The 20,595-nt window shown below is 31.8% G+C and carries 17 protein-coding genes; 7 read left to right on the top strand and 10 right to left on the bottom strand.

Annotated features, from left to right (window positions below):
- Positions 1-76: 76 nt before the first annotated feature.
- The gene (locus QWY99_RS07390; protein ID WP_290263256.1) at positions 77-688 is read right to left on the bottom strand and encodes an RNA polymerase sigma factor; all 612 of its coding nucleotides are present in this window, start codon (positions 686-688) and stop codon (positions 77-79) included.
- A gap of 758 nt (positions 689-1,446) precedes the next feature.
- On the opposite strand from QWY99_RS07390, the gene QWY99_RS07385 reads away from it, so the two are divergent.
- Positions 1,447-2,316 carry a cupin-like domain-containing protein gene (locus tag QWY99_RS07385; protein WP_290263252.1) on the top strand — a complete coding sequence of 290 codons (870 nt, stop codon included), beginning with the start codon at positions 1,447-1,449 and terminating at the stop codon, positions 2,314-2,316.
- Between the two features lie 133 nt (positions 2,317-2,449).
- Here QWY99_RS07385 and QWY99_RS07380 read toward each other — a convergent pair whose 3' ends face one another.
- Positions 2,450-3,076, bottom strand: coding sequence for an alpha-ketoglutarate-dependent dioxygenase AlkB family protein (locus QWY99_RS07380; RefSeq protein WP_290263249.1), 627 nt, complete (start codon positions 3,074-3,076; stop codon positions 2,450-2,452).
- A 119-nt stretch (positions 3,077-3,195) separates the two neighbouring features.
- Between QWY99_RS07380 and QWY99_RS07375 the strand changes: the two genes are divergently transcribed.
- Positions 3,196-3,957, top strand: coding sequence for an XRE family transcriptional regulator (locus tag QWY99_RS07375; RefSeq protein WP_290263247.1), 762 nt, complete (start codon positions 3,196-3,198; stop codon positions 3,955-3,957).
- A 9-nt stretch (positions 3,958-3,966) separates the two neighbouring features.
- On the opposite strand, the gene QWY99_RS07370 is transcribed toward QWY99_RS07375, so the two are convergent.
- The 3 genes from QWY99_RS07370 to QWY99_RS07360 form a co-directional block, all read right to left on the bottom strand.
- Positions 3,967-4,845 (bottom strand): urea transporter, encoded by an 879-nt coding sequence (locus QWY99_RS07370; protein ID WP_290263244.1) that lies wholly within the window; start codon positions 4,843-4,845, stop codon positions 3,967-3,969.
- A gap of 195 nt (positions 4,846-5,040) precedes the next feature.
- Positions 5,041-5,283 carry a response regulator gene (locus QWY99_RS07365; RefSeq protein WP_290263242.1) on the bottom strand — a complete coding sequence of 81 codons (243 nt, stop codon included), beginning with the start codon at positions 5,281-5,283 and terminating at the stop codon, positions 5,041-5,043.
- Positions 5,284-5,354: 71 nt separating this feature from the next.
- Entirely contained in the window at positions 5,355-6,773 is a 1,419-nt protein-coding gene (locus tag QWY99_RS07360) for a sensor histidine kinase (RefSeq protein ID WP_290263240.1), read from the bottom strand.
- Positions 6,774-7,162: 389 nt separating this feature from the next.
- Here QWY99_RS07360 and metN point away from each other — a divergent pair, with 389 nt between their 5' ends.
- From metN to metQ, 3 genes are read left to right on the top strand one after another with little or no spacing between them, the layout of a single operon-like run.
- Positions 7,163-8,194, top strand: a complete 1,032-nt coding sequence (metN, locus tag QWY99_RS07355) for a methionine ABC transporter ATP-binding protein MetN (protein ID WP_290263238.1) — start codon at positions 7,163-7,165, stop codon at positions 8,192-8,194.
- Complete coding sequence (metI, locus tag QWY99_RS07350; protein WP_290263236.1) at positions 8,187-8,840, top strand: methionine ABC transporter permease MetI; 654 nt, start codon at positions 8,187-8,189, stop codon at positions 8,838-8,840. The genes metN and metI overlap by 8 nt, the downstream gene beginning before the upstream one ends.
- A 25-nt stretch (positions 8,841-8,865) precedes the next feature.
- Positions 8,866-9,684 (top strand): methionine ABC transporter substrate-binding lipoprotein MetQ, encoded by an 819-nt coding sequence (gene metQ, locus QWY99_RS07345; RefSeq protein ID WP_290263233.1) that lies wholly within the window; start codon positions 8,866-8,868, stop codon positions 9,682-9,684.
- 794 nt (positions 9,685-10,478) lie between these two features.
- Here the strand turns inward: metQ and QWY99_RS07340 are convergent.
- The 4 genes from QWY99_RS07340 to QWY99_RS07325 form a co-directional block, all read right to left on the bottom strand.
- A complete protein-coding gene (locus QWY99_RS07340) occupies positions 10,479-11,837 on the bottom strand; it encodes an amidohydrolase (RefSeq protein ID WP_290263231.1) in 1,359 nt (452 codons plus the stop codon).
- Between the two features lie 10 nt (positions 11,838-11,847).
- Positions 11,848-12,549: an ankyrin repeat domain-containing protein gene (locus QWY99_RS07335; protein ID WP_290263229.1), complete on the bottom strand. Its 702-nt coding sequence runs from the start codon at positions 12,547-12,549 to the stop codon at positions 11,848-11,850.
- A gap of 88 nt (positions 12,550-12,637) precedes the next feature.
- Positions 12,638-13,513 (bottom strand): helix-turn-helix domain-containing protein, encoded by an 876-nt coding sequence (locus QWY99_RS07330; RefSeq protein ID WP_290263227.1) that lies wholly within the window; start codon positions 13,511-13,513, stop codon positions 12,638-12,640.
- 192 nt (positions 13,514-13,705) lie between these two features.
- Entirely contained in the window at positions 13,706-14,176 is a 471-nt protein-coding gene (locus QWY99_RS07325; protein ID WP_290263225.1) for a PepSY-like domain-containing protein, read from the bottom strand.
- Between the two features lie 179 nt (positions 14,177-14,355).
- Between QWY99_RS07325 and QWY99_RS07320 the strand changes: the two genes are divergently transcribed.
- Together QWY99_RS07320 and QWY99_RS07315 are read left to right on the top strand one after the other, a co-directional pair.
- On the top strand, positions 14,356-16,980 hold the full coding sequence (locus tag QWY99_RS07320; RefSeq protein WP_290263223.1) for a phosphatidylglycerol lysyltransferase domain-containing protein: 2,625 nt from the start codon (positions 14,356-14,358) through the stop codon (positions 16,978-16,980).
- Between the two features lie 28 nt (positions 16,981-17,008).
- Positions 17,009-17,413, top strand: a complete 405-nt coding sequence (locus QWY99_RS07315; RefSeq protein ID WP_290263221.1) for a hypothetical protein — start codon at positions 17,009-17,011, stop codon at positions 17,411-17,413.
- Positions 17,414-17,504: 91 nt separating this feature from the next.
- Here QWY99_RS07315 and QWY99_RS07310 read toward each other — a convergent pair whose 3' ends face one another.
- Positions 17,505-20,060 carry an adenosylcobalamin-dependent ribonucleoside-diphosphate reductase gene (locus QWY99_RS07310; RefSeq protein ID WP_290263219.1) on the bottom strand — a complete coding sequence of 852 codons (2,556 nt, stop codon included), beginning with the start codon at positions 20,058-20,060 and terminating at the stop codon, positions 17,505-17,507.
- Positions 20,061-20,595 lie beyond the last annotated feature (535 nt).

The raw sequence follows: 20,595 nt of genomic DNA, 5'->3' as shown, positions 1-20,595 counted from the left end.
TACAAAAACATAGAGGACAGATTTAACTTTATATACTCACTTAATTATGATTTTTTTTGCATTTAATTAATAAATACTAAAAAAGTCCTGATGATATAAGCAGTAAAAGGGAGATATTACCTTTCCATTCTTTACGAAGATTCAATAAAGCACGGTGCAACAAGTTGTTAGCCGATTGGTAATTTACATTAAGCATTTCTGCAATTTGTTCCACACTAAGCCCTTCATTATATCTTAAGTATAAAGCTTCTTTTTGCCTTGCTGGCAAACTATTTAGTAATTTATTAAGATGCGAAACTTTACCTAGAGTCTCTTCATCAGCGATAAGCTGATGCTCAACGGAGAAATCAAATAAAAATTCAATCGAATCTATAGAAGTAGTCTTGCGAAAAATATGGTCACGCTCATGAAGTCGAGCAATTCTCTTTCGTACACTTGATAATAAATATGCTTTTACAACAACCGAATCACCTAATGTTTCTCTATATATCCAAATGTCTGTAAATACATCCTGCACACAATCCTGTACCTTTTCAGCAAAAGGAGAAAGTGAGTTTCCGTATCGAACCAAATGAGCATAATGCTTTTCAAAAAGCGATGAAAAAGCTTTTTCATTACCAGCCCTCAAATTATTCCAGAGTATAGAATCATCAAGAACATCTATCTTAGTTTTTGTTTGAATTTTCATAATGCAATTAATGTTAGTTGGCTATTCCAATTGGAATAAACTTAGGAATACATAGTAACCCAATTTAATACTTAAAATTTTACATTTTAAGCTTTGTTTATTAGTGAGAAAAAACTTATTTTATTTAGTTTCGTAAAAATTAACATTTACATTTTTTTATTTTATCAGCATAAATCATTTTAATAAATAGTTATGTTTTCATTAAGGTATTAATAAAAATTTGATCTAAAAAAACAGACACCCAAAAAATAAAAAACTCATTATCAAAACCTTACATAACCAAATAATATAATATTTTAATAATAAATTCTAATATATTATCTGAAACATTAAAAATATAAAAAGTTAATTTTAACCTTATTCATAACGTCTCATTAACAAACATAAACAATTATAGATAGTAAAATCATTTATAATCACAAAAAATTAAACAAATACAATAATCATGATGAAACACCTTTTTTAAAGAAATTTATTTATTTTTTGAGCATCTATATTAAAAATTCAATAACTTTATGTTAATTAATTTTATAAGAAAACAACAACATTACCACCACAAATAATTTCATTTTTCAAAATAAAAAAAGTAACCAATTCTATAATACAATTTATACTCTTAATGCGCATTAAGTAACATAAAATCTTTACAAAAACACAAATGTACTTTGTATTAAAATGAGAATGTTTTTTAAATTTTATATATAATTTTTCCAAGAACGTATAGTCACATGATTTTCTAACATTTTTAAAATTTAATTATGGCATTTGAATATATCGAAATTGAAAGAGTAGAAAAACTTACAAAAAAAGAATTTATTGAAAATTTTTATAAACCTCAAAAGCCAGTTGTTATAACAAATCAAATAGAAGATTGGCCTGCTTTTACAAAATGGAATTTTGACTATCTGAGAGAAGTTGCTGGAGACAAAACGGTGCCTTTATACGATAATCGCAAAACGGACCATACCAAAAAAGTCAATGAGCCCGATTTTACAATGACAATGTCAGAATATGTGGATATTCTCGAAAAAGGACCTACTCACTTACGCATTTTTTTATATAATTTAATGAAAGATGTGCCATTAATGAAGAAAGATATGAAATGGCCTAAATTAGGTCTTAGGCTAATAAAAAGTTTACCATTGGTGTTTTTTGGAGGTCAAAATGCTAAAGTCTTCATGCATTATGATATTGACTTTCCCAATATATTCCACATCCACTTTCAAGGAAAAAAACAATGTGTTCTTGTAGATCCAAAAGAAACAAAATACATGTATCGTCTTCCCTATTCTTGGATTTGTAATGAAGATATAGATTTTGATAATCCAGATTACGAAAGATTTCCTGCTCTTAAATATGTAAAACCATATATTACTAATTTAGAACATGGCGAAATGCTGTATATGCCAGAGGGCTGGTGGCATTATATGAAATATACTACTCCTGGATTTTCTATGAGTTTACGCTCTATATCTGGTAGACCAACTAATGTGATTAAAGCCCTACTTAATGTTACAGTTATACGACATTATGATAATTGGATGCGAAAACGTAAAGGGCAAGCTTGGCTAGATTATAAAGATGAGGAATCTATTAGAAGAACAAATGCGCTACTAAATAAATCGTAATTACTATCTAATTATCCATACTGAAAATACTGATTTCTGATAAACAACGACACCAAGTTTCTCTATAAAAACAAAATATAACGCCTTACTGTTTTGCTTAAAAAATCAAACTTAGGATAATCTAAATTACGTTTTATTGTTTTCTATCAACAATTCTAAAAGTAAGATTAATTCTTGGTAAAATCTGTTTTGTAGTCTTAGGAACCTGATGTTGCCAGAAACTTTGTGTTGTTCCTCCCATTAGCAAATAAGATCCGTGATACAAAGGAATTTCTAATTTTGGAATTTCTTTTTTAGACTTATGTCTTAGCTTAAAAATTCTAGTCTCACCAAAACTTACGGAAGCAATGATAGCATCTTTTCCGAAATTTTCTTCTCGGTCACTATGCCAGCTCACTCCATCGTTTCCGTTCCTATACAAATTAAGCAATACACTATTGAACTTTACTTGAGTCTCTGCCTCTACTCGTTCTTTTATCTGTAATAATTCTGGGGTCCAATCTGGGGAATCTAGTTCTGCACCAATATTACTTTTGTCTTCATACCAAGAAATCATTCGAGGAACTTTAAGTGTCTTATCATACATTTCCATTTCATATTCTCGCCATGCTGTATTGTTTAGCAAGACATTATAATAATGATCTGCTTCTTCTTTGGTAAAAAGAAAATCAGACAATATCAATTCTGTATCTGGAAGATCAAAAATCTTTTTTTCTCTATTACCACTCGTGAAAATTTCGGTATCATTAAAAAGTAACATGCTAATTGAATTAAGTGAAATGAACTAGTAATTTGGTGTCTGTTTTATATTAAAAACAAAATTAGTATATATCGTCACAAATTACATATATTTACTGTGATAAATTATCCCATTAACATATGTCGTTATTTTCTGAAAACATCAAGCACCTTAGAGCCCGAAAAGAGATTTCACAACGTGAAGTGGCCGAAGGTTTACTTATATCTCGTGATCGTTATGCCAAATATGAAGATGGAAAAAACTCTCCTCCTCCAGAAATTTTGGTAGCCATATCGCGCTTTTTCCATATTAGCATTGATCTTCTGCTTTCTGTAGAAATGAAAAAAATTCCCATGGGAGAGTTGCTAAAATTGGGGGACAACCGAATATTGTTACCAATCACAGTAGATAGAAATGGAGATAATTTAATTGAAATTATTCCGCATAAAGCCAAAGCAGGCTATCTATCCGGGTACGCCGATCCGGAGTATATCGAGAACCTACAACACATCTCACTCCCGTTCTTAGGTCACGGAAAACACAGAGCGTTTCCTGTAGAAGGCGATTCTATGCCTCCTCATGAAAACGGCTCTTTTATAGTGGGTAGATATATAGAAAATTTTGGCGAAGTTCTAGATGGTAGAACCTACATTCTTATTACAAAAAATGACGGTATAGTCTATAAACGTCTCAACAAAAATGGAAAAAATGATTTAATGGCACATTCAGACAATACATTCTACCCTCCTTATCTTGTAAAAGCATCAAATATCCTCGAAATCTGGGAATATGTATGCAATATTGGTAGAAGTGATAAAGAACAAAAAACATCTGAAATTGATACTATTAAATCCATGTTTTTAGAATTAAAGAATGAAATAAAGACACTTAAAAATAAATAGTTTTTAAGATTAATTATCACTCTTTATTGCTGTAATTTTCTTTATTATCAAAACACCCCAAGTACCTGCTACAAATGGAAAAGTAAGTGGTACCATTTGATATACACTCATGGAAAAACTAACAACTAATGAAAGTATAATTGCTATAATCACCCAAATCCCATCATTTATTTTATCACCCACAAAAACTATCGCGCATAGTACAGCATTATAACTTAATAATCCCGTAGCAACTAATTCTATAGGTGCACCATAAATTTCAGAAATAAAACCAGCAATTACAGCACCAAAAAAACCATAGAGCGCGTGCAATGGAGAATTAACAAATACTCCTATAAAAAACAATATTCCCGCTAGAGTACTTCCTTGAAATATCACCTGTCCATATCCACGAAATGCAAATGCAAAATCTTGATTAATTTCGGCTGGAGCAGTTATAAAAAGGGATGGCTCGACTGGGTAAACGTATTTTAATAAATATAGTATTCCCCAAGTGACCAAAATAAAAGGAAAAGTAAATACAGGTATCTTTTTCTCACTAAACCAATGTTGCAAAACTGTAGCCAATACAGCACCTACCACAATAGCAATCCAAACAATTAGTGTTGCTTCAAAATAAAAAGTAAGTGCCACACCTACCAAAGTAGCGCTAAAGCCATAAATACCATTTGCAATTTGTTCTTTATCATATTGCAATAAATACGCTGTGATCGTACCAACAGAAACCGCTAATAATGCTCCTAATCCCATGGTAATAGATCCACAAAAAATTCCAATCAAAAAAAACAAGCCTGTATAAGCAGATTGTTGTAGCATAATTTGACCAATTCCTTTTAGCAAAACTGCTAACCAAGGAAAATAGTTCTCGATTCTATATAAACGTTCCATAATACTTAATATTTTTCAAATATTTTATCGCACTTTTTCTTTTAAATTTGGAAACAACACATCTCCAAACTCCTTAATAGCAATAGGTTTACTTAAAAAATCAGTTACATAACGATTATTTTTAATCCGTTTAATTTCCTCTCTTACTAAAGAAGAGGAGAGCACAAAAATTTGAGTTTCATGTTTTAATTCATCTCAAAGCTTATCATACTCAGTAAGAAATTCAAAACCAGTCATTATTGGCATTTGTATGTCTAGTAGAATAATAAGAGATTGCGTAAAGCTCTTTCGGTTATCTATAACCCATTCGATTCCTTCTTTGCCATTACTAACAGCATTTACATGTGTTACAGCAAGCACTTTTTTAAGCAGTTGTTTTATAACTAACTTATCGATATCACTATCTTCTATTAACAGAAAAACATATTTAGATTCCATGGTGTTGATACTATTTTGGGGAATATGGTATTAACATTTTATCTCTTACTAACTATTTTAACTCATAAGCGCTATTCTAATTTTGGAATTGTCAATGTAAATTTACTTCCGATATTAAATTCAGATTCTACTTCAATAGTCCCGTTAAGGCTTTTTACAGCTTCCTTCAAGATATACAGTCCTAAACCTGATCCTTTGTTGCTATCAACAACATAGAACATTTCGAATATATGTTCCTTAAATTCTGGCACGATTCCTATTCCGTTATCTATTACTTCAATTTTATAAAAATCTCCTTCTTCATAAGTCTTAATTAAAATACGCATTTCTTCTTTACTTTCATCTGCATATTTTATAGCATTAGAAAGCAAATTATTTATGATAATTTTCAATCTAAGACTATCACTTTTAATAACATCTACCAAAATTTCAATATCTACAATAATACGATCTGCATTTTCTATATGAGTGTGTTGTATTATTGCTCCTTCGAATAATTTTATTAAACTAATGTTTTCTAAAACAACTCCTTTACGTTTATTTTTAGAGTAATCTATAATATCACTTATAAATTGATCCTGTCTAATTAAACTTAACTTCATCAAGTTTAGATATTCTCGTATCTGCCCTAAATCATCTTCCATTTGCGTAATCTCTATTAATCCTTTAAGAGATGTAATTGGAGATCTTAAATCATGTGAAGCACTATAAACAAATCTATCGAGTTCTCTGTTTGCTAAAATTAAGTTTTCATTTTTCGCTTCTACTTCCTTTTTCGATATCATAATCTTCTTTACCATAATCGAATAATAGATGCAAACACTACTTACAATTATTAAAATAAAAATAATATTCGTTAATATCAATTGGTTTTTAATTGCGCGAGTACCTTCTCCTAATGTATTTGAAAACTCAAGCTCTTTTATTGTCAGCTTATCACTTAATGCACTAAGTAAATTAAGAAATTGCTTTTTATCGACTTCATTTAAAGATGAATTTGTAATTCTCTTATCAATAATTCCTCCTGTTACTTCTAATTGATCAACTAAATTATCTGCTTCTTCCCATATAGAAATAGCTTTTGCTAAAAAAGAAACTGATTTAAAGTTTCTAAAGAGCCAAATCATGTCATCTAAATCCTTTTCATTATTACGTCCGTCTCTTAATCCTTCTTTAATGGCATTGACATCACCGTTTGACAATAGTAAAATTCGGGCTTCTCCAACCCCCTGTGGAACTTTTATTTCTTTTTTATATAACTCCCATTGTTCTTTATCTCCAGTATACAAATAGGTTATAAGATGCCTTACTGCATCCTTCTGCCCTTTTGAATAATGCGACTCTCCATTAACATACGCTCTATTTGCAGATAAAATCTCAATTGTGTAAAAATTAATAAAAATTAATAATGTACAAGATAAAAATACTATTAGTAAAAGAATATAAACATTTGGAAGCTTAAGTTTTTCTATAATTTTGGTTTTCGGCATATTAAAAACAATGATTATGGCGTATTTTTAGCTTGATATTTTAAATTGTTTTAAATTTAAGCAATTATTAGATATTTATAACAAAAAAATAAACCTTATATATCATTTTAACAAGTTTAACTTTGTTTTTAATACAAATTTAGCTTTTTGAATCATAAAAAATAAACAGAATAAATCATCATCTCTAGTAAAATTCATTTTAAAATTAACATTTTATCTTATTCTACTTAACCCATAGATTTTATTATTTAAATTTCTGAGTTACCTTTGCATAATAATATAAAGGACTATAATAAAAAAGAACGTTTAGTTGGCTTCAATTGGTTGGCTTCAATTCTTAAAGAATTTGACATCTCCTTTATCTTATTAATGATTACAAATAGCTAGATATGATAGAATTAAAAAATATAACCAAAAAATTCCATAAGACAGGAAGGGAAATTACAGCCCTTAATAACGTCTCGCTTCATGTGCCAGAAGGGAAAATTTTTGGAGTAATCGGTACTTCAGGAGCAGGAAAAAGTACACTTATACGCTGCATTAACTTACTAGAGAAACCAACATCTGGCGATGTAATCGTTGGAGGAAAATATTTATTAAGTCTTTCAAATGCTGCATTAGCACAAGAAAGAAGACAAATCGGGATGATTTTTCAGCATTTTAATTTATTATCATCTAGAACTGTTTTTGATAATGTTGCTTTTCCACTAGAATTAGCTGGCGTTTCTAAAGATGAAATTAAAGACAGAGTAAAAGAATTACTAGAACTGGTTGGTCTTAAAGAAAAAATAAACGATTATCCTGCAAGTCTTTCAGGAGGGCAAAAACAACGTGTCGCTATTGCAAGAACTTTGGCTAATAATCCTAAAGTATTGTTGTGTGATGAAGCCACAAGTGCTTTGGATCCTGGTACGACAAGATCTATTCTAAATTTATTGAAAGACATAAACAAACGTTTAAACATTACCATATTGCTTATTACGCATCAAATGGAAGTTGTAAAAGCTATTTGTGATGAAGTTGCCGTAATTAGTAATGGCGAATTAATAGAACAAGGAACTATCGGCGAAATATTTGCTAATCCGAAGCATGCTTTAACAAGCGAATTTATTGCCTCATCATTACACATTGAAATTCCTGAAATATATCAAGAGCGTCTCTCTGCAGTTTACAAAAACGGACTGAATCCTTTATTGCGATTAGAGTTAAATGGTAAATCGGTCAATGAACCTATCCTTACACAGGCAGCAAGAAAATTTAATGTTAATGCCAATATTATAACAGCACAAACTGCATTTGCTGGTGATGCAAATTTTGGAATCCTTATTGTAGAACTTTCTGGTGACGAAAGTGAGCAAAACCAAGCAATCAACTTTTTTAAAGAAAAACATATTAAAACTGAAATATTAGGCTATGTCTGAATCTATTATAATTTTATTATTAAAAGGTACATTAGAAACTATTATAATGACCTTACTTTCTGGATTCTTCGGTTTCGTATTGGGGCTTCCAGCAGGTATCTTCCTATTCTTAACTCGTAAAGGACAAATTATGGAACATGTTGTATTTAACCGAATTTTATCGGTGATAGTCAACATTTTCAGATCCATTCCATTTATCATTTTAATTGTCTGGATGATTCCTTTTACAAGAGCATTAGTAGGAACATCTATCGGGGTTAGTGCCGCATTAGTTCCTCTTAGCATTGGAGCTGCTCCTTTTATTGCGCGATTAGTTGAGAACAGTCTTTTGGGATTGCCTTCTGGATTGATAGAAGCGGCGAGAGCATTGGGAGCGACACCTTTTCAAATTGTTTACAAGGTATTATTACCAGAAGCCCTTCCTTCTATTATCAATGCGGCATCGATTACACTAATCACACTTGTAGGTTATTCTGCAATGGGCGGTGCTGTAGGCGCAGGTGGCTTAGGACAAATTGGATACCAATACGGATACATCGGTTATGATGCTACAATCATGAACATCGTATTGATTCTTTTAGTTGCTCTAGTATTTATAATACAATTTGCTGGAGATGCACTTTCAAAACGTTTTGATCACAGATAAAATAATTATAATTAAAAATAAGACTATGAATACAAAGATTAAATTTTCAACACTTGCAGGAGTACTGCTTCTTTCATTAGTATTTGCTAACTGTGGAAAAGACAAAAAAAACGATCCAAATCATATTAAAGTTGGTGTTGCTGCAGGACCTGAATTTGTTGTAGCACAAGCGGCTCAAAAAGTGGCTAAAGAAAAATACGGACTTGATGTAGAACTAATCACATTTAATGATTATGTAGTTCCTAACGAAGCATTAAACCAAGGAGATATTGACGTAAATGCATTTCAACACAAACCGTATCTTGACGAACAATCTAAACAAAGAGGATACAAACTGGCTATCGTTGGAAAAACTTTTGTTTATCCGATAGCTGGATACTCTAAAAAAATAAAAACACTAGCTGAATTACAACCTGAAAGTACTATCATTATCCCTAATGACCCAACAAATGGTGGTCGTTCGTTATTGTTATTACAAAAAAATGGACTTATCAAACTTAAAGATGGTGTTGGCCTTTTGCCAAAAGTAACTGATATCGCAGAAAACCCTAAGAACTTAAAAATTCTAGAACTAGAAGCACCACAAATTGCAAGAGCATTAGACGATGCTAACGTAACTATTGCTATTATCAACAATACATTCTCATCACAAGCAGGTCTTGTGCCATCTAGAGACGCCTTATTTGTAGAAGATAAAGATTCTCCTTACGTGAACTTAATCGTTTCTAGAGAAGATAATAAAAACGAAGAAAAAGTTAAAAAATTCCTTAAAGCATTCCAATCAGAAGAAGTAGAAAAAGCTGCTGAAAAAGAATTTAAAGGAGGAGCTGTAAAAGGATGGTAGTTTTTTAGTTTACAGTATTCAGTTTACAGGAATTAACAGTGTCATCCTGAGCGGAGTCGAAGGACAGTTTACAGTTTACAGTTTACAGTTTACAGTTTACAGTTTACAGTTTACAGTTTACAGTTTACAGTTTACAGTTTACAGTTTACAGTTTACAGTTTACAGTTTACAGTTTACAGTTTACAGTTTACAGTTTACAGTTTACAGTTTACAGTTTACAGTTTACAGTTTACAGTTTACAGTTTACAGTTTACAGTTTACAGTTTACAGTTTACAGTTTACAGTTTACAGTTTACAGTTTACAGTTTACAGTTTACAGTTTACAGTTTACAGTTTACAGTTTACAGTTTACAGTTTACAGTTTACAGTTTACAGTTTACAGTTTACAGTTTACAGTTTACAGTTTACAGTTTACAGTTTACAGTTTACAGTTTACAGTTTACAGTTTACAGTTTGTCTCATAAAAAAAAAGATTTTGCAATGCAAAATCTTTTTTTTTATATAGCAGTGAACACTGCGACTGCGACTGCGACTGCGACTGCGACTGCGACTGCGACTGCGACTGCGACTGCGACTGCGACTGCGACTGCGACTGAGACTGCGACTGCGACTGCGACTGCGACTGAGACTGCGACTGCGACTGAGACTGCGACTGCGACTGAGACTGCGACTGAGACTGCGACTGAGACTGCGACTGAGACTGCGACTGAGACTGCGACTGAGACTGCGACTGAGACTGCGACTGCGATTGAGACTGAGACTGAGACTGAGACTGAGACTGAATACTGAGACCTCTATATCATCTCACCAGCTATCAACTTACCATTATAAAATACCCCTTCGCGTTTCGGAAGGCGAGCAACTGCTTCAGCAGAACAGCTTGCTTTTACCAAAATAAAATTAGCATCATTCCCCACTGCAGGCCACACTCTAGTTCCTGCATCATTAAGAGGCAAAATTTCATTTGTAGTCGCAATATGCAAGGCACGACTTAAACTATACTCATCTGTCCAACCATACAATTGCGCACATAATTTAGCTTTTTCTAACATATCGCAAGTCCCAAAAGGCATCCAGTGATCAACGATACTATCAGTTCCTGTCATTAATTTTACACCATGTTTTTTTAATGTCGGAATTGGCATTATCGTTTTACCAATAGGAATTGTCGAAACTACTCCAATACCAAGAGCCCCCATTTGTTCAGCTACTTTTTCTAAATCTTTAGGATCCATTTTTGCAAGAGCAAAACCATGACTTATATATGTTTTTCCTTGTAATTGCTTATTTTCTTCCGTTCTTTTTATAATATATTCTATCTCAGATTTACCCGATGGTGGTGCTTCATGCAAGTGAATATCAATTCCTTTATTGGTATCAATTGCAATTTGAAACATTGCATCAAGCGATTTTTCCATATCGCCATCAACACTTGTAGGATCCAATCCACCTATGAAATCAACTCCCATTTTGGCAGCTTCTCTTAATAAAGGTTCAGATTGCGAATATAAAATTCCGTGTTGAGGGAAAGCTACAATCTCCCATCCAAAACTATCTTTATTCTTGTCTAAAGCGGCAAGCAAATGCTCCAAACTTTTGAGTCCGCTAACAGGATCAATATTACATTGGCAACGGGCAAAATAACTTCCCTGACTTTGCATTAGCTTAATAGCTTCTTCGGCTTTATGCTGAGAATCAGTAAGCAGTTGTGGAATTAATTTTTGCTCCAGCGTAATCATATCTTTTACAGTATATCCTTTTCTTGGTGCAGCATTCCAAGCTCCTCCGTAGTACGTTTTATCTATATGAATATGCATATCACGCAATCCTGGTAGCATTAGCAAACCTTTGGCATCAACCGTTTTTAATTTTGTAATTAGCTTTCCTGTGGTAATACTTTTTATTTTACCATCGGCAATATGCAAATTATATAAAGAAGTTTTAGTTGCAACAACTTCGTTCTTTTCATTGTATTCAAAACCTTCTTCTAATCTTGCATTGATTAAAATATATTCTTTTAAAGCAGTCTTTTTTTCTTCCTCAGATTGCCCTTGTGCCATTGCAGAAGCTCCAATTCCTGAAAACAACGCAGCACCAGTTGCGGCAGCTCCTAATCCTAAAAATTTTTTTCTGCTTATTTTATTATCTTCCATACCTAGTATTTTATTTCGCATTAGCTTGTTCTAATACTTTTATCATTTCTTTATAACCCAGTTTTTTAGCATGAGCTAATGAAGTCACACCATTTTTATCAGCAATATTTACATTACAGCCACCAGCTATTAAAGCTTTTATAATATTTACATGTACTGTACCACCATCACTAAGTATAACAGCTTCTAATAAAGCTGTCCAACCTAAATTATTAATATGATCTTTTGGAAAATTGGGCGTATTTACTAAAATTTTTACTACTTCCAAATGCCCTTTTTCGGCTGCTGGAATAAGTGCTGAACCTCCATATCGATTATAAACACCAAAATTAGCTCCGTGTTTCAAGGCCTCTTTTACGATTTTAAGATTACCTTCGGCTCCAGCATATAAAAACGGACTATTAAGCATTTTATCTTGTGCGTTTACATCGGCACCAGCATTAATTAATGCGATTGCTAATTCATTATCTTGATTATAAACTGCTTTCATTAATGGAGTTTCTCCATCCTTATTTTTTACTTCTAATGAAGGATTGTCTTTTAAAAGAGTAATTACACTCTCCAAATCACTAGCTTCAACTGCTTCTAAAAGTGTTTTACTTGCCATACTATCTTTGTTTAAATCTGTTTGTTTAGATGAGCAACCAATCAATAATAGCACGCTAAAAATTAAGCAATACCGTAGATTACTTCTGTTTAAGACATTCCCCATGTTTATTTTTTAAATTTTATAATTATGCTCGAAAACAAGCAACATTTATGTTTACAAAAATCGGTTAGAATTTTAAACAGTAATGGTATTATTGCTGAGAAGGATGGTAAAGATTATAACTTTCTTTGAAATCACCTGGAGTTTTTCCAGCATATTTTTTAAATACCTTACTAAAATATGCATTATCATTAAATCCCAATTGGTAGGCAATTTCTTTTATAGATAAATCGGTACTAGTAAGAAAACGTTTCGCCTCGAGAATTGTTCTTTCTTTAATAACATCGCCTGCAGGCATCATTAAATACTTCTGAGACAAAATATTAAGATAATTAGGTGTAATACTGAGTTTATCCGCGTAAAAACGTACCGAAGATTCAGTTTGAAAATGAATATCGATTAAATCATTAAACCTTTTTATTACTTTTTCGGGCTTACCCAAAAAATGATATTCAGGAAATTGATCTAAATAATCTTTTTGCAATAGCTTAAAAAGTAAATGCAATCGAAGTAGAATTATTTCTTTTGAAAGTAAATCATCTTGAGATAGCCCTTTTTCTATCTCAAGCAAATGTTTTTTAAATTCTTGAAATTCTTCTTTAGTTGAAGAAAGACATGATGGAACGCCTTGACCAAAAAATGGAAGCTGTGATAAATTAGAAAAAATAGTAATTATTTCAGCCGAAACCATCAGTTGAAATCCTTGCGTATTTGCATTAAGCAACCAATTATGGACTTGACCTGGTCGCATAAAATAAACCTGATTATCTGCAACATTATGTTGAGTAAAATCTATATTGTGAAATCCTGAACCTTTCTCTACAAAGAACAACATATAAAAATCATGCTTATGAGGTTCTTCAAATGCATCACGCCCTTTTACACTATGCTGAAATAGTGTAATACCTAAAGTCTCTTCACCGAGAATAGTACCAACAGATAAAGTAGGAATGGAATAGTTGCTCAAGACAATGATACTATTAATTATACATTTTCAAAAATAAATATTTAAAGTTATAAAGCCCCAATACAGCCTATCTTTTTTATAGTTTTACTCAACGGGGAATCATTTTCTACTAGATACTCTCATTAAATATTATTTCGATGCTTTAAAATATTCTATTAGGTAAGTAACTTATGATGTGTGTTTTTTATCAAATTAATTCTTTTCTGTTACCTCAAGAAATCCGCCTTTTTTATCAAATACCAAATCAATAAATTTCTTGTCTTTTATGATACCTACTTCGTATGTAATAACATTATTGCCATCGATAAGCTTAGCAGCTTCCCTAATAGTTTCATCTGGATAATTCTTTTGTATATAATTTAAAACCGCTTTAGGGAGCTCGTTTTTGGCTATTGCCAATTCATACGCTTTTAAATTACCATTGTTGTCATAAACTGCTAATCCTGCAAAGGAACCTGTATTAAATTTTGCTAGATACCTGATATGTTCTGAATCTTCTCCTTCAAAATCCCGCGTCCAGGTTGGAATTATTCCTGAAAATTCTTTTTGAAATGCAATCGTAACTGCTACTGGAGGTATAATTTCTTTATCTGATTTAGCTTCTGTTTGACCAAACATTGTCGCACCATACAAAATGGTTAAAGCCAAGAATAGTTTTTTCATGATTTGTATTGTTTTAAAATTAATACTTGATTTAATTTGTATTTAAAACTACTGCACTTAAATGAAAATCAGATTAATTTTTAATGATTTAACCTGTATATTTATCATAATTAGATTATTTACATCTTTTTAAAAAATAATACAATATATTTATACTAAGATACTTAATTAAAATAATATTGAAAACGCCATCAAAATTCAATAATTATATCCAAACTTTAAAAGAACAAAGTGTTCCGTTATTATCCAGAAATGGAAAAATAATAATTCAATTTATAGTAACACTTTTCTTTCTTGGAGTTGCCATCTGGTTTATTAAACAAGAACAAACTGAACTATCTCAGGTTAAAAATAGTTTTACAAATGCAAAAATAGAATGGATAGTTGCTGGTATTTTTACAACTCTATTTTACATTTTTCTTCAAGGAGTGATGTATATCTATTCTTTTTCGGCAATTGGCGTCACAATCAAACTTAAACAAGCGCTTATTTTATTTTTAAAAAGAAATTTCATAAGCGTATTTATTCCTGCTGGTGGTATCACTTCGCTCTATTTCTTTACAGAACCGCTAACCAAAAGAGGCATCGAAAAAACACAGATTCATTTAGCATCTGCCATTTATGGATTTATTGGAATTTTATCTGTCCTAACTATTGGAATTCCACTATTCATTTACGCTTTATTATATGGAAAAATAGCTTCTAGTGAGTGGATTGGCTTATTTACAATCATCTTATTAATAACGGGGTTGTTCTTGTTATTTAATTCAATATTAAACAATGGAAGCGCTTATAAATTACTTTTAAAATGGTTTCCTAAAACAGAGATTTTCCTCACCGATTTACAAAACAATACGATTAATAGAACCCAATTCATTTATACCATTTTAGTCTCTATTCTTATCGACATTATCGGAATTGCTCATTTGTATATTGCTATGATTGCACTACAATTTGAACCTTCATTGGTAGCGGCATCAATGGGGTACATAATTGCGGTAATCTTTCTTATCATATCTCCTCTTCTTCGCGGCTTGGGTCCGGTAGAAGTTTCTATGGGGTTTATCTTGATTCAATATGGGTTTACAAGTTCCCAAGCAATAGCCATAACATTATTATACCGAGTATTTGAATTCTGGCTCCCACTCGTTGCAGGATTGCTTACTTTTTTATCCAAAATAAATAAACTTTTAATGAGAGTTATTCCTGCCTTGTTATTATTCTTTCTTGGAATAATAAATATCGTTTCGGTACTAACTCCTGCTATTAGTGATCGATTAATTCAATTAAAAAGTATCCTTCCTTTAGAGGCTATTCATTTATCTAATTATCTCGTTTTTGCTTCTGGATTATTCTTGCTAGTTACCTCATCTTTTATGCTAAAGGGCTTAAAAATGGCTTGGTGGTTTGGTTTAGGATTATCGGTGATTTCTCTTGTAGGGAATCTTACCAAGGCATTCGATTTTGAAGAATCAACACTTGCCTTGCTAGTATGCATTTGTTTAATTGCAACTCGAAAAGAATATTATATCAAAACCAATCCTAAACTTCGTTTATTGGGATTGCAAACAGCAATTTTAAGTGTTATAGCTGTATTAATTTATGGAATAGTTGGATTCTATTTTTTAGACAAAAAGCATTTTAATATTGATTTTAGTATTGGACAATCGATACGCTATACACTACAAAATTACTTTTTGCTAGGGAGTTACTATTTGGTTCCTTTAGATAATTTCTCAAAACACTTTCTCGCATCCATTAAAATTAGCGGTTTTACATCATTCGTTTTCTTAATATACACACTAATTAAACCTTATATATCAAAAAATACAGTAACCAGTGCTGAAAAAGAAATTGCAAATGAACTATTAGAAAAATATGGAAATTCGTCTTTAGACTATTTTAAAACTTACTTTGACAAACTTTTATTTATTTCTCAAAATAAGGATTCGTTCCTAGCCTATCGTGTTTCGAGCAATTTTGCAGTTGTACTCGAGAATCCCGTTGCTAAAGATGAAACCGAAATGAAACAATGTATAATTGAATTTGATAATTATTGTTACGAAGCAGGATTAAAAAGCATGTATTACCGTATTCCAGAAAAAAATCTGGAAACCTATAAATCACTTGGAAAAAAATGTTTTTTTATTGGTCAGGAAGGCGTTGTTGATTTAACAACTTTTAATCTAGAAGGCGGTAGTAAAAAATCATTGCGCAATGGATTAAAAAAAATAAGCGATTTACAATTAAAAACCGCCATTAATTTACCGCCAATAAAAGATGGTTTATTACAAAAAATACAATCTGTAAGTGACGAATGGCTAGAAGAAACCGGACGTAAAGAAATTCTTTTCTCACAAGGTATTTTTTTATGGGATGAATTAAAAAAGCAAACTTTAATTACGGTTGAAAATAGCGAAGAAAAAATTATCGCATTCCTTAACATCATTCCAGATTACACTAAAAACGAAGGAACCTATGACCTTATCAGAAAAACTACCGATGCTCCAAATGGCATAATTGATTTCATTTTGATTGAACTTTTTAATCACTTAAAATCTCAAAATCTTACTGCCGTAAATATTGGTCTTGCGCCAATGAGTGGTATTGAAAACCCAACAACAATTCAAGAGAAATCGATGAAATATGTATATAAAAAAGTAAAATCATTTTCACATTATAAAGGACTCAGGGATTTTAAAGAAAAGTTTTCTCCTTCGTGGCACAACCAATATATTGTCTTCACTGATGACTATGATTTAATACAAATACCACAAGTTTTAGCCAAAGTGATAAAACCTTAATTTTATAATATCTTACAAATAAAAACAGATGAAAAACATTTTAAACCTATTAGTACCTTTTGTGGTACTTTTTACAATTTCGAGTTGTGGAAAAAAATCGGTAACAGACGAATTAAACGGCTCATGGGAGCTCCGACACATAGAAGGTATCCAAGTTGCAAATGCAGATCCAGTCTTTAAACCTGGAAATCGAAATTTAATAAATTTTGAAGGACTAAAATTCGAACGTTATTATGAAGGAAAAAAAGAGGAAGAAGGGACCTACACTATTTTTCCAGAAGACACAACGATAAATAATCACAAAGCCAACTATAGCATTATATTTTATGATGATAAAGAGAAAACATATGTGTTTCTAGAAGATAAAAAACTGATTCTTTTCAATAGCGTTATAGCGGCTGGTGGAACAGAATCGACTTATGAGAAACTTTAATTTTACCATTTTCAAATAAACAAAATCGCCTGCATAGAGAATCTTTGCAGGCGATTTTTGTTAGATTACTTATCAATATAACAAATCAATATTAACCACATTTAGACGAACCACAATCATTGCAAGTAAGGCAACCTTCTTGATAAATAAGATTCTCTGAATTACAGTTACTACATTTTTGACCATGTGCTTCGGTACCATCTACAATATAACGTTTAAGAGCACGAGCAACGCCGTTTTTCCAAGTATTTATAGATTCACCATCCAATTGCAAACTGCTTATTAATTCAACCGCTTTATCAATAGGCATTCCGTGTCGCAATGTACTTGATATTAACTTGGCGTAATTCCAATATTCAGGGTTAAATTTATGCGAAAGTCCCTCGATAGTCGTTTTATAACCTCTTGTGTTTTTGTACTGAAAATCATAGCGACTGCTTCCGTCTTCATTCTTGTTTTTGATAATAAATCCTTCTGATACCCAACGCGGAATCAAAATACCATCTTCATCATCTACAAGACCAGTGAAAATTTCATAAGGTTTGCCGTCTATCAATCCAATAAAAGCAATCCATTTGTCTTTACTATTCTGAAAACGAACTACATCAGCTTCTAATATCTGAGGACGTTTAGTCGGGAAAATACTTGGTGCAGTCTCTGCAACTTCTTCTTTCTTTTCTGTATTAGCAATAAGCACTCCCGAACGTGAACCATCGCGATATACCGTAACTCCTTTACATCCTGATTCCCATGCTTCCATGTACAATTTATCCACCATTTCTTCGGGTGTCTCATTGGGTACATTTATGGTAACTGATATGGAATGGTCTACCCATTTTTGTATCTTACCTTGCATACGTACTTTACTTAACCAATCAATATCATTACTTGTAGCTTTATAATAAGGTGATTTTTTTACCAACTCATCAATTTCTTCCTGACTGTAATTTTTAGAAACATCATATCCGTTTACAAGCATCCATTCTTTAAATCGATGATGAAAAACTACATATTCTTCCCAACTGTCTCCAACCTCATCAACAAAATCTACGCGAGCATCTTTATCATTTGGATTCACTTTTCTTCTTCGTTTGTAAACGGGTAAAAAAACAGGCTCGATACCCGATGTTGTTTGCGTCATTAAACTCGTTGTTCCTGTTGGAGCAATAGTAAGTAATGCAATATTACGACGGCCGTGTTCTTTCATTTCGTAATATAATTCGGCATCGGCATCTTTTAATCTAAGTAAGAATGGATTATTTTCCTCTCTTTCTGAATCGTATATAGCAAACATGCCACGTTCTTTGGCAAGATGTACCGAACCTCGATATGCCTCTATAGCAAGTGTTTTATGTATTTGTTCAGAAAAAATAACTCCTTCTTCACTTGCATAGCGCAATCCAAGAGCTGCAAGCATATCCCCTTCTGCAGTAATTCCGATTCCTGTACGACGCCCCTCTTTTGCTTTATTTCTAATATTAAGCCATAAGTTTTTCTCCACCATTTTTACTTCATCACTTTCGGGATCAGCATCTATTTTTGCCAATATAGCATCAATCTTTTCTAATTCTAGATCAATAATATCGTCCATTATTCTTTGAGCGGCAGCGACATGATTTTTGAAAAGAATAAAATCAAATGAAGCTTCTTTGGTAAAAGGATTATCTACATAAGACAATAAATTTATAGCTAGTAAACGACAGGAATCGTAGGCGCAAAGCGGAATCTCTCCACACGGATTTGTAGATAGCGTTTTGTATCCCAAATCGGCATAACAATCTGGCAAAGATTCATTAATTATAGTATCCCAAAATAAAATTCCAGGTTCTGCAGATTTCCATGCATTATGAATAATTTTATTCCATAGTTCTTTTGCCTTAACCTCTTTTGTATATAATGGATTAGCACTAAAAATTGGGTATTTCTGAACATATATAGCATCTTCTTTAACGGCTTTCATAAAAGCATCATCGATACGTACAGACACATTGGCACCTGTAACTTTACCTTGCTCCATTTTTGCATCAATAAAATCGGCCGCATCAGGATGATTAATAGATACAGAAAGCATCAATGCTCCACGACGACCATCTTGAGCAACTTCACGAGTTGAATTAGAATAACGCTCCATAAATGGTACTAATCCTGTAGAGGTTAATGCCGAATTTTTTACTGGTGATCCTTTAGGACGAATATGTGACAAATCATGCCCCACTCCTCCACGTCTTTTCATCAATTGTACTTGCTCCTGATCCGTCTTCATAATTCCACCATATGAATCCGAATTATCATTACCAATTACAAAACAATTAGATAAAGAAGCAACTTGAAACGGATTTCCAATACCAGTCATAGGACTACCTTGAGGTACTAAATATTTAAAATCTTTTATCAAATTAAAAATTTCATCCTCAGATAACGGATTACTATATTTTTTTTCAATTCGAGCTATTTCACCTGCAATACGGTGGTGCATATCATTAGGAGATGACTCATAAATATTTCCTTGAGAATCTTTAAGGGCATACTTGCTGACCCAAACTGTTGCGGCAAGACTATCTCCCTTAAAATAAGCCAAAGATGCTTCTATTGCCTCTTCTTGCGTATAGGTAATTGCATTGTTTTTTGTAGCTAATAATTCATCCATGATAGTGCATTTTTTAAATATTTAATTCTTTAGTAAATTTAAAAATAATTAAACTATAAAAAAAATGACAAGCAAAAAGTTGACAAACAAAACAAACTAAAACCTTAATAATCAATAAAATAAAAATTTACTAACATAACAAAGTTGACAAATAATTATTTTTAATGTAATATCAAAACAAAAATTAAACCCAAAAAAAGACACATTAAAAAAAATAAAATTAATCTGTTAAATAACACTCAAAACATACCGATTTCATTCCTTTTTAAATGAAATCTAAAATTAATCACGCACTTTAACATATCTCTTTTCAAAAGACTATTCCTATAAAATTACTTTTAAACTAAAATTAAGCATCATTACTAATAATATTAACACTTGTAGTTTATCCGTCTTTAATCAACTTAAAGTACGATAATTTCTAAAAAAACATCATTACCAATCATATATAAGGCAAAAAAAACCCTAATCTGCTATTTTTAAAATTTTTAATGATACCCGAAAAAATATACTTAACGGAACTTTGCCGACTGAA

This window comes from Flavobacterium branchiarum (genome assembly GCF_030409845.1).
In the GTDB taxonomy this organism is placed as follows: Bacteria; Bacteroidota; Bacteroidia; order Flavobacteriales; family Flavobacteriaceae; genus Flavobacterium; species Flavobacterium branchiarum.
This window is presented reverse-complemented; position numbering and strand designations above follow the sequence as displayed.

Coding starts and splice junctions, on each gene's coding strand:
- QWY99_RS07370 (WP_290263244.1), bottom strand. CDS start 4,845: ATGGAACGTTTATATAGAATCGAGAACTATTTTCCTTGGTTAGCAGTT.
- QWY99_RS07335 (WP_290263229.1), bottom strand. CDS start 12,549: ATGGGGAATGTCTTAAACAGAAGTAATCTACGGTATTGCTTAATTTTT.
- QWY99_RS07375 (WP_290263247.1), top strand. CDS start 3,196: ATGTCGTTATTTTCTGAAAACATCAAGCACCTTAGAGCCCGAAAAGAG.
- metN (WP_290263238.1), top strand. CDS start 7,163: ATGATAGAATTAAAAAATATAACCAAAAAATTCCATAAGACAGGAAGG.
- QWY99_RS07365 (WP_290263242.1), bottom strand. CDS start 5,283: ATGGAATCTAAATATGTTTTTCTGTTAATAGAAGATAGTGATATCGAT.
- QWY99_RS07390 (WP_290263256.1), bottom strand. CDS start 688: ATGAAAATTCAAACAAAAACTAAGATAGATGTTCTTGATGATTCTATA.
- QWY99_RS07315 (WP_290263221.1), top strand. CDS start 17,009: ATGAAAAACATTTTAAACCTATTAGTACCTTTTGTGGTACTTTTTACA.
- QWY99_RS07380 (WP_290263249.1), bottom strand. CDS start 3,076: ATGTTACTTTTTAATGATACCGAAATTTTCACGAGTGGTAATAGAGAA.
- QWY99_RS07325 (WP_290263225.1), bottom strand. CDS start 14,176: ATGAAAAAACTATTCTTGGCTTTAACCATTTTGTATGGTGCGACAATG.
- metI (WP_290263236.1), top strand. CDS start 8,187: ATGTCTGAATCTATTATAATTTTATTATTAAAAGGTACATTAGAAACT.
- QWY99_RS07310 (WP_290263219.1), bottom strand. CDS start 20,060: ATGGATGAATTATTAGCTACAAAAAACAATGCAATTACCTATACGCAA.
- QWY99_RS07385 (WP_290263252.1), top strand. CDS start 1,447: ATGGCATTTGAATATATCGAAATTGAAAGAGTAGAAAAACTTACAAAA.
- QWY99_RS07360 (WP_290263240.1), bottom strand. CDS start 6,773: ATGCCGAAAACCAAAATTATAGAAAAACTTAAGCTTCCAAATGTTTAT.
- metQ (WP_290263233.1), top strand. CDS start 8,866: ATGAATACAAAGATTAAATTTTCAACACTTGCAGGAGTACTGCTTCTT.
- QWY99_RS07340 (WP_290263231.1), bottom strand. CDS start 11,837: ATGGAAGATAATAAAATAAGCAGAAAAAAATTTTTAGGATTAGGAGCT.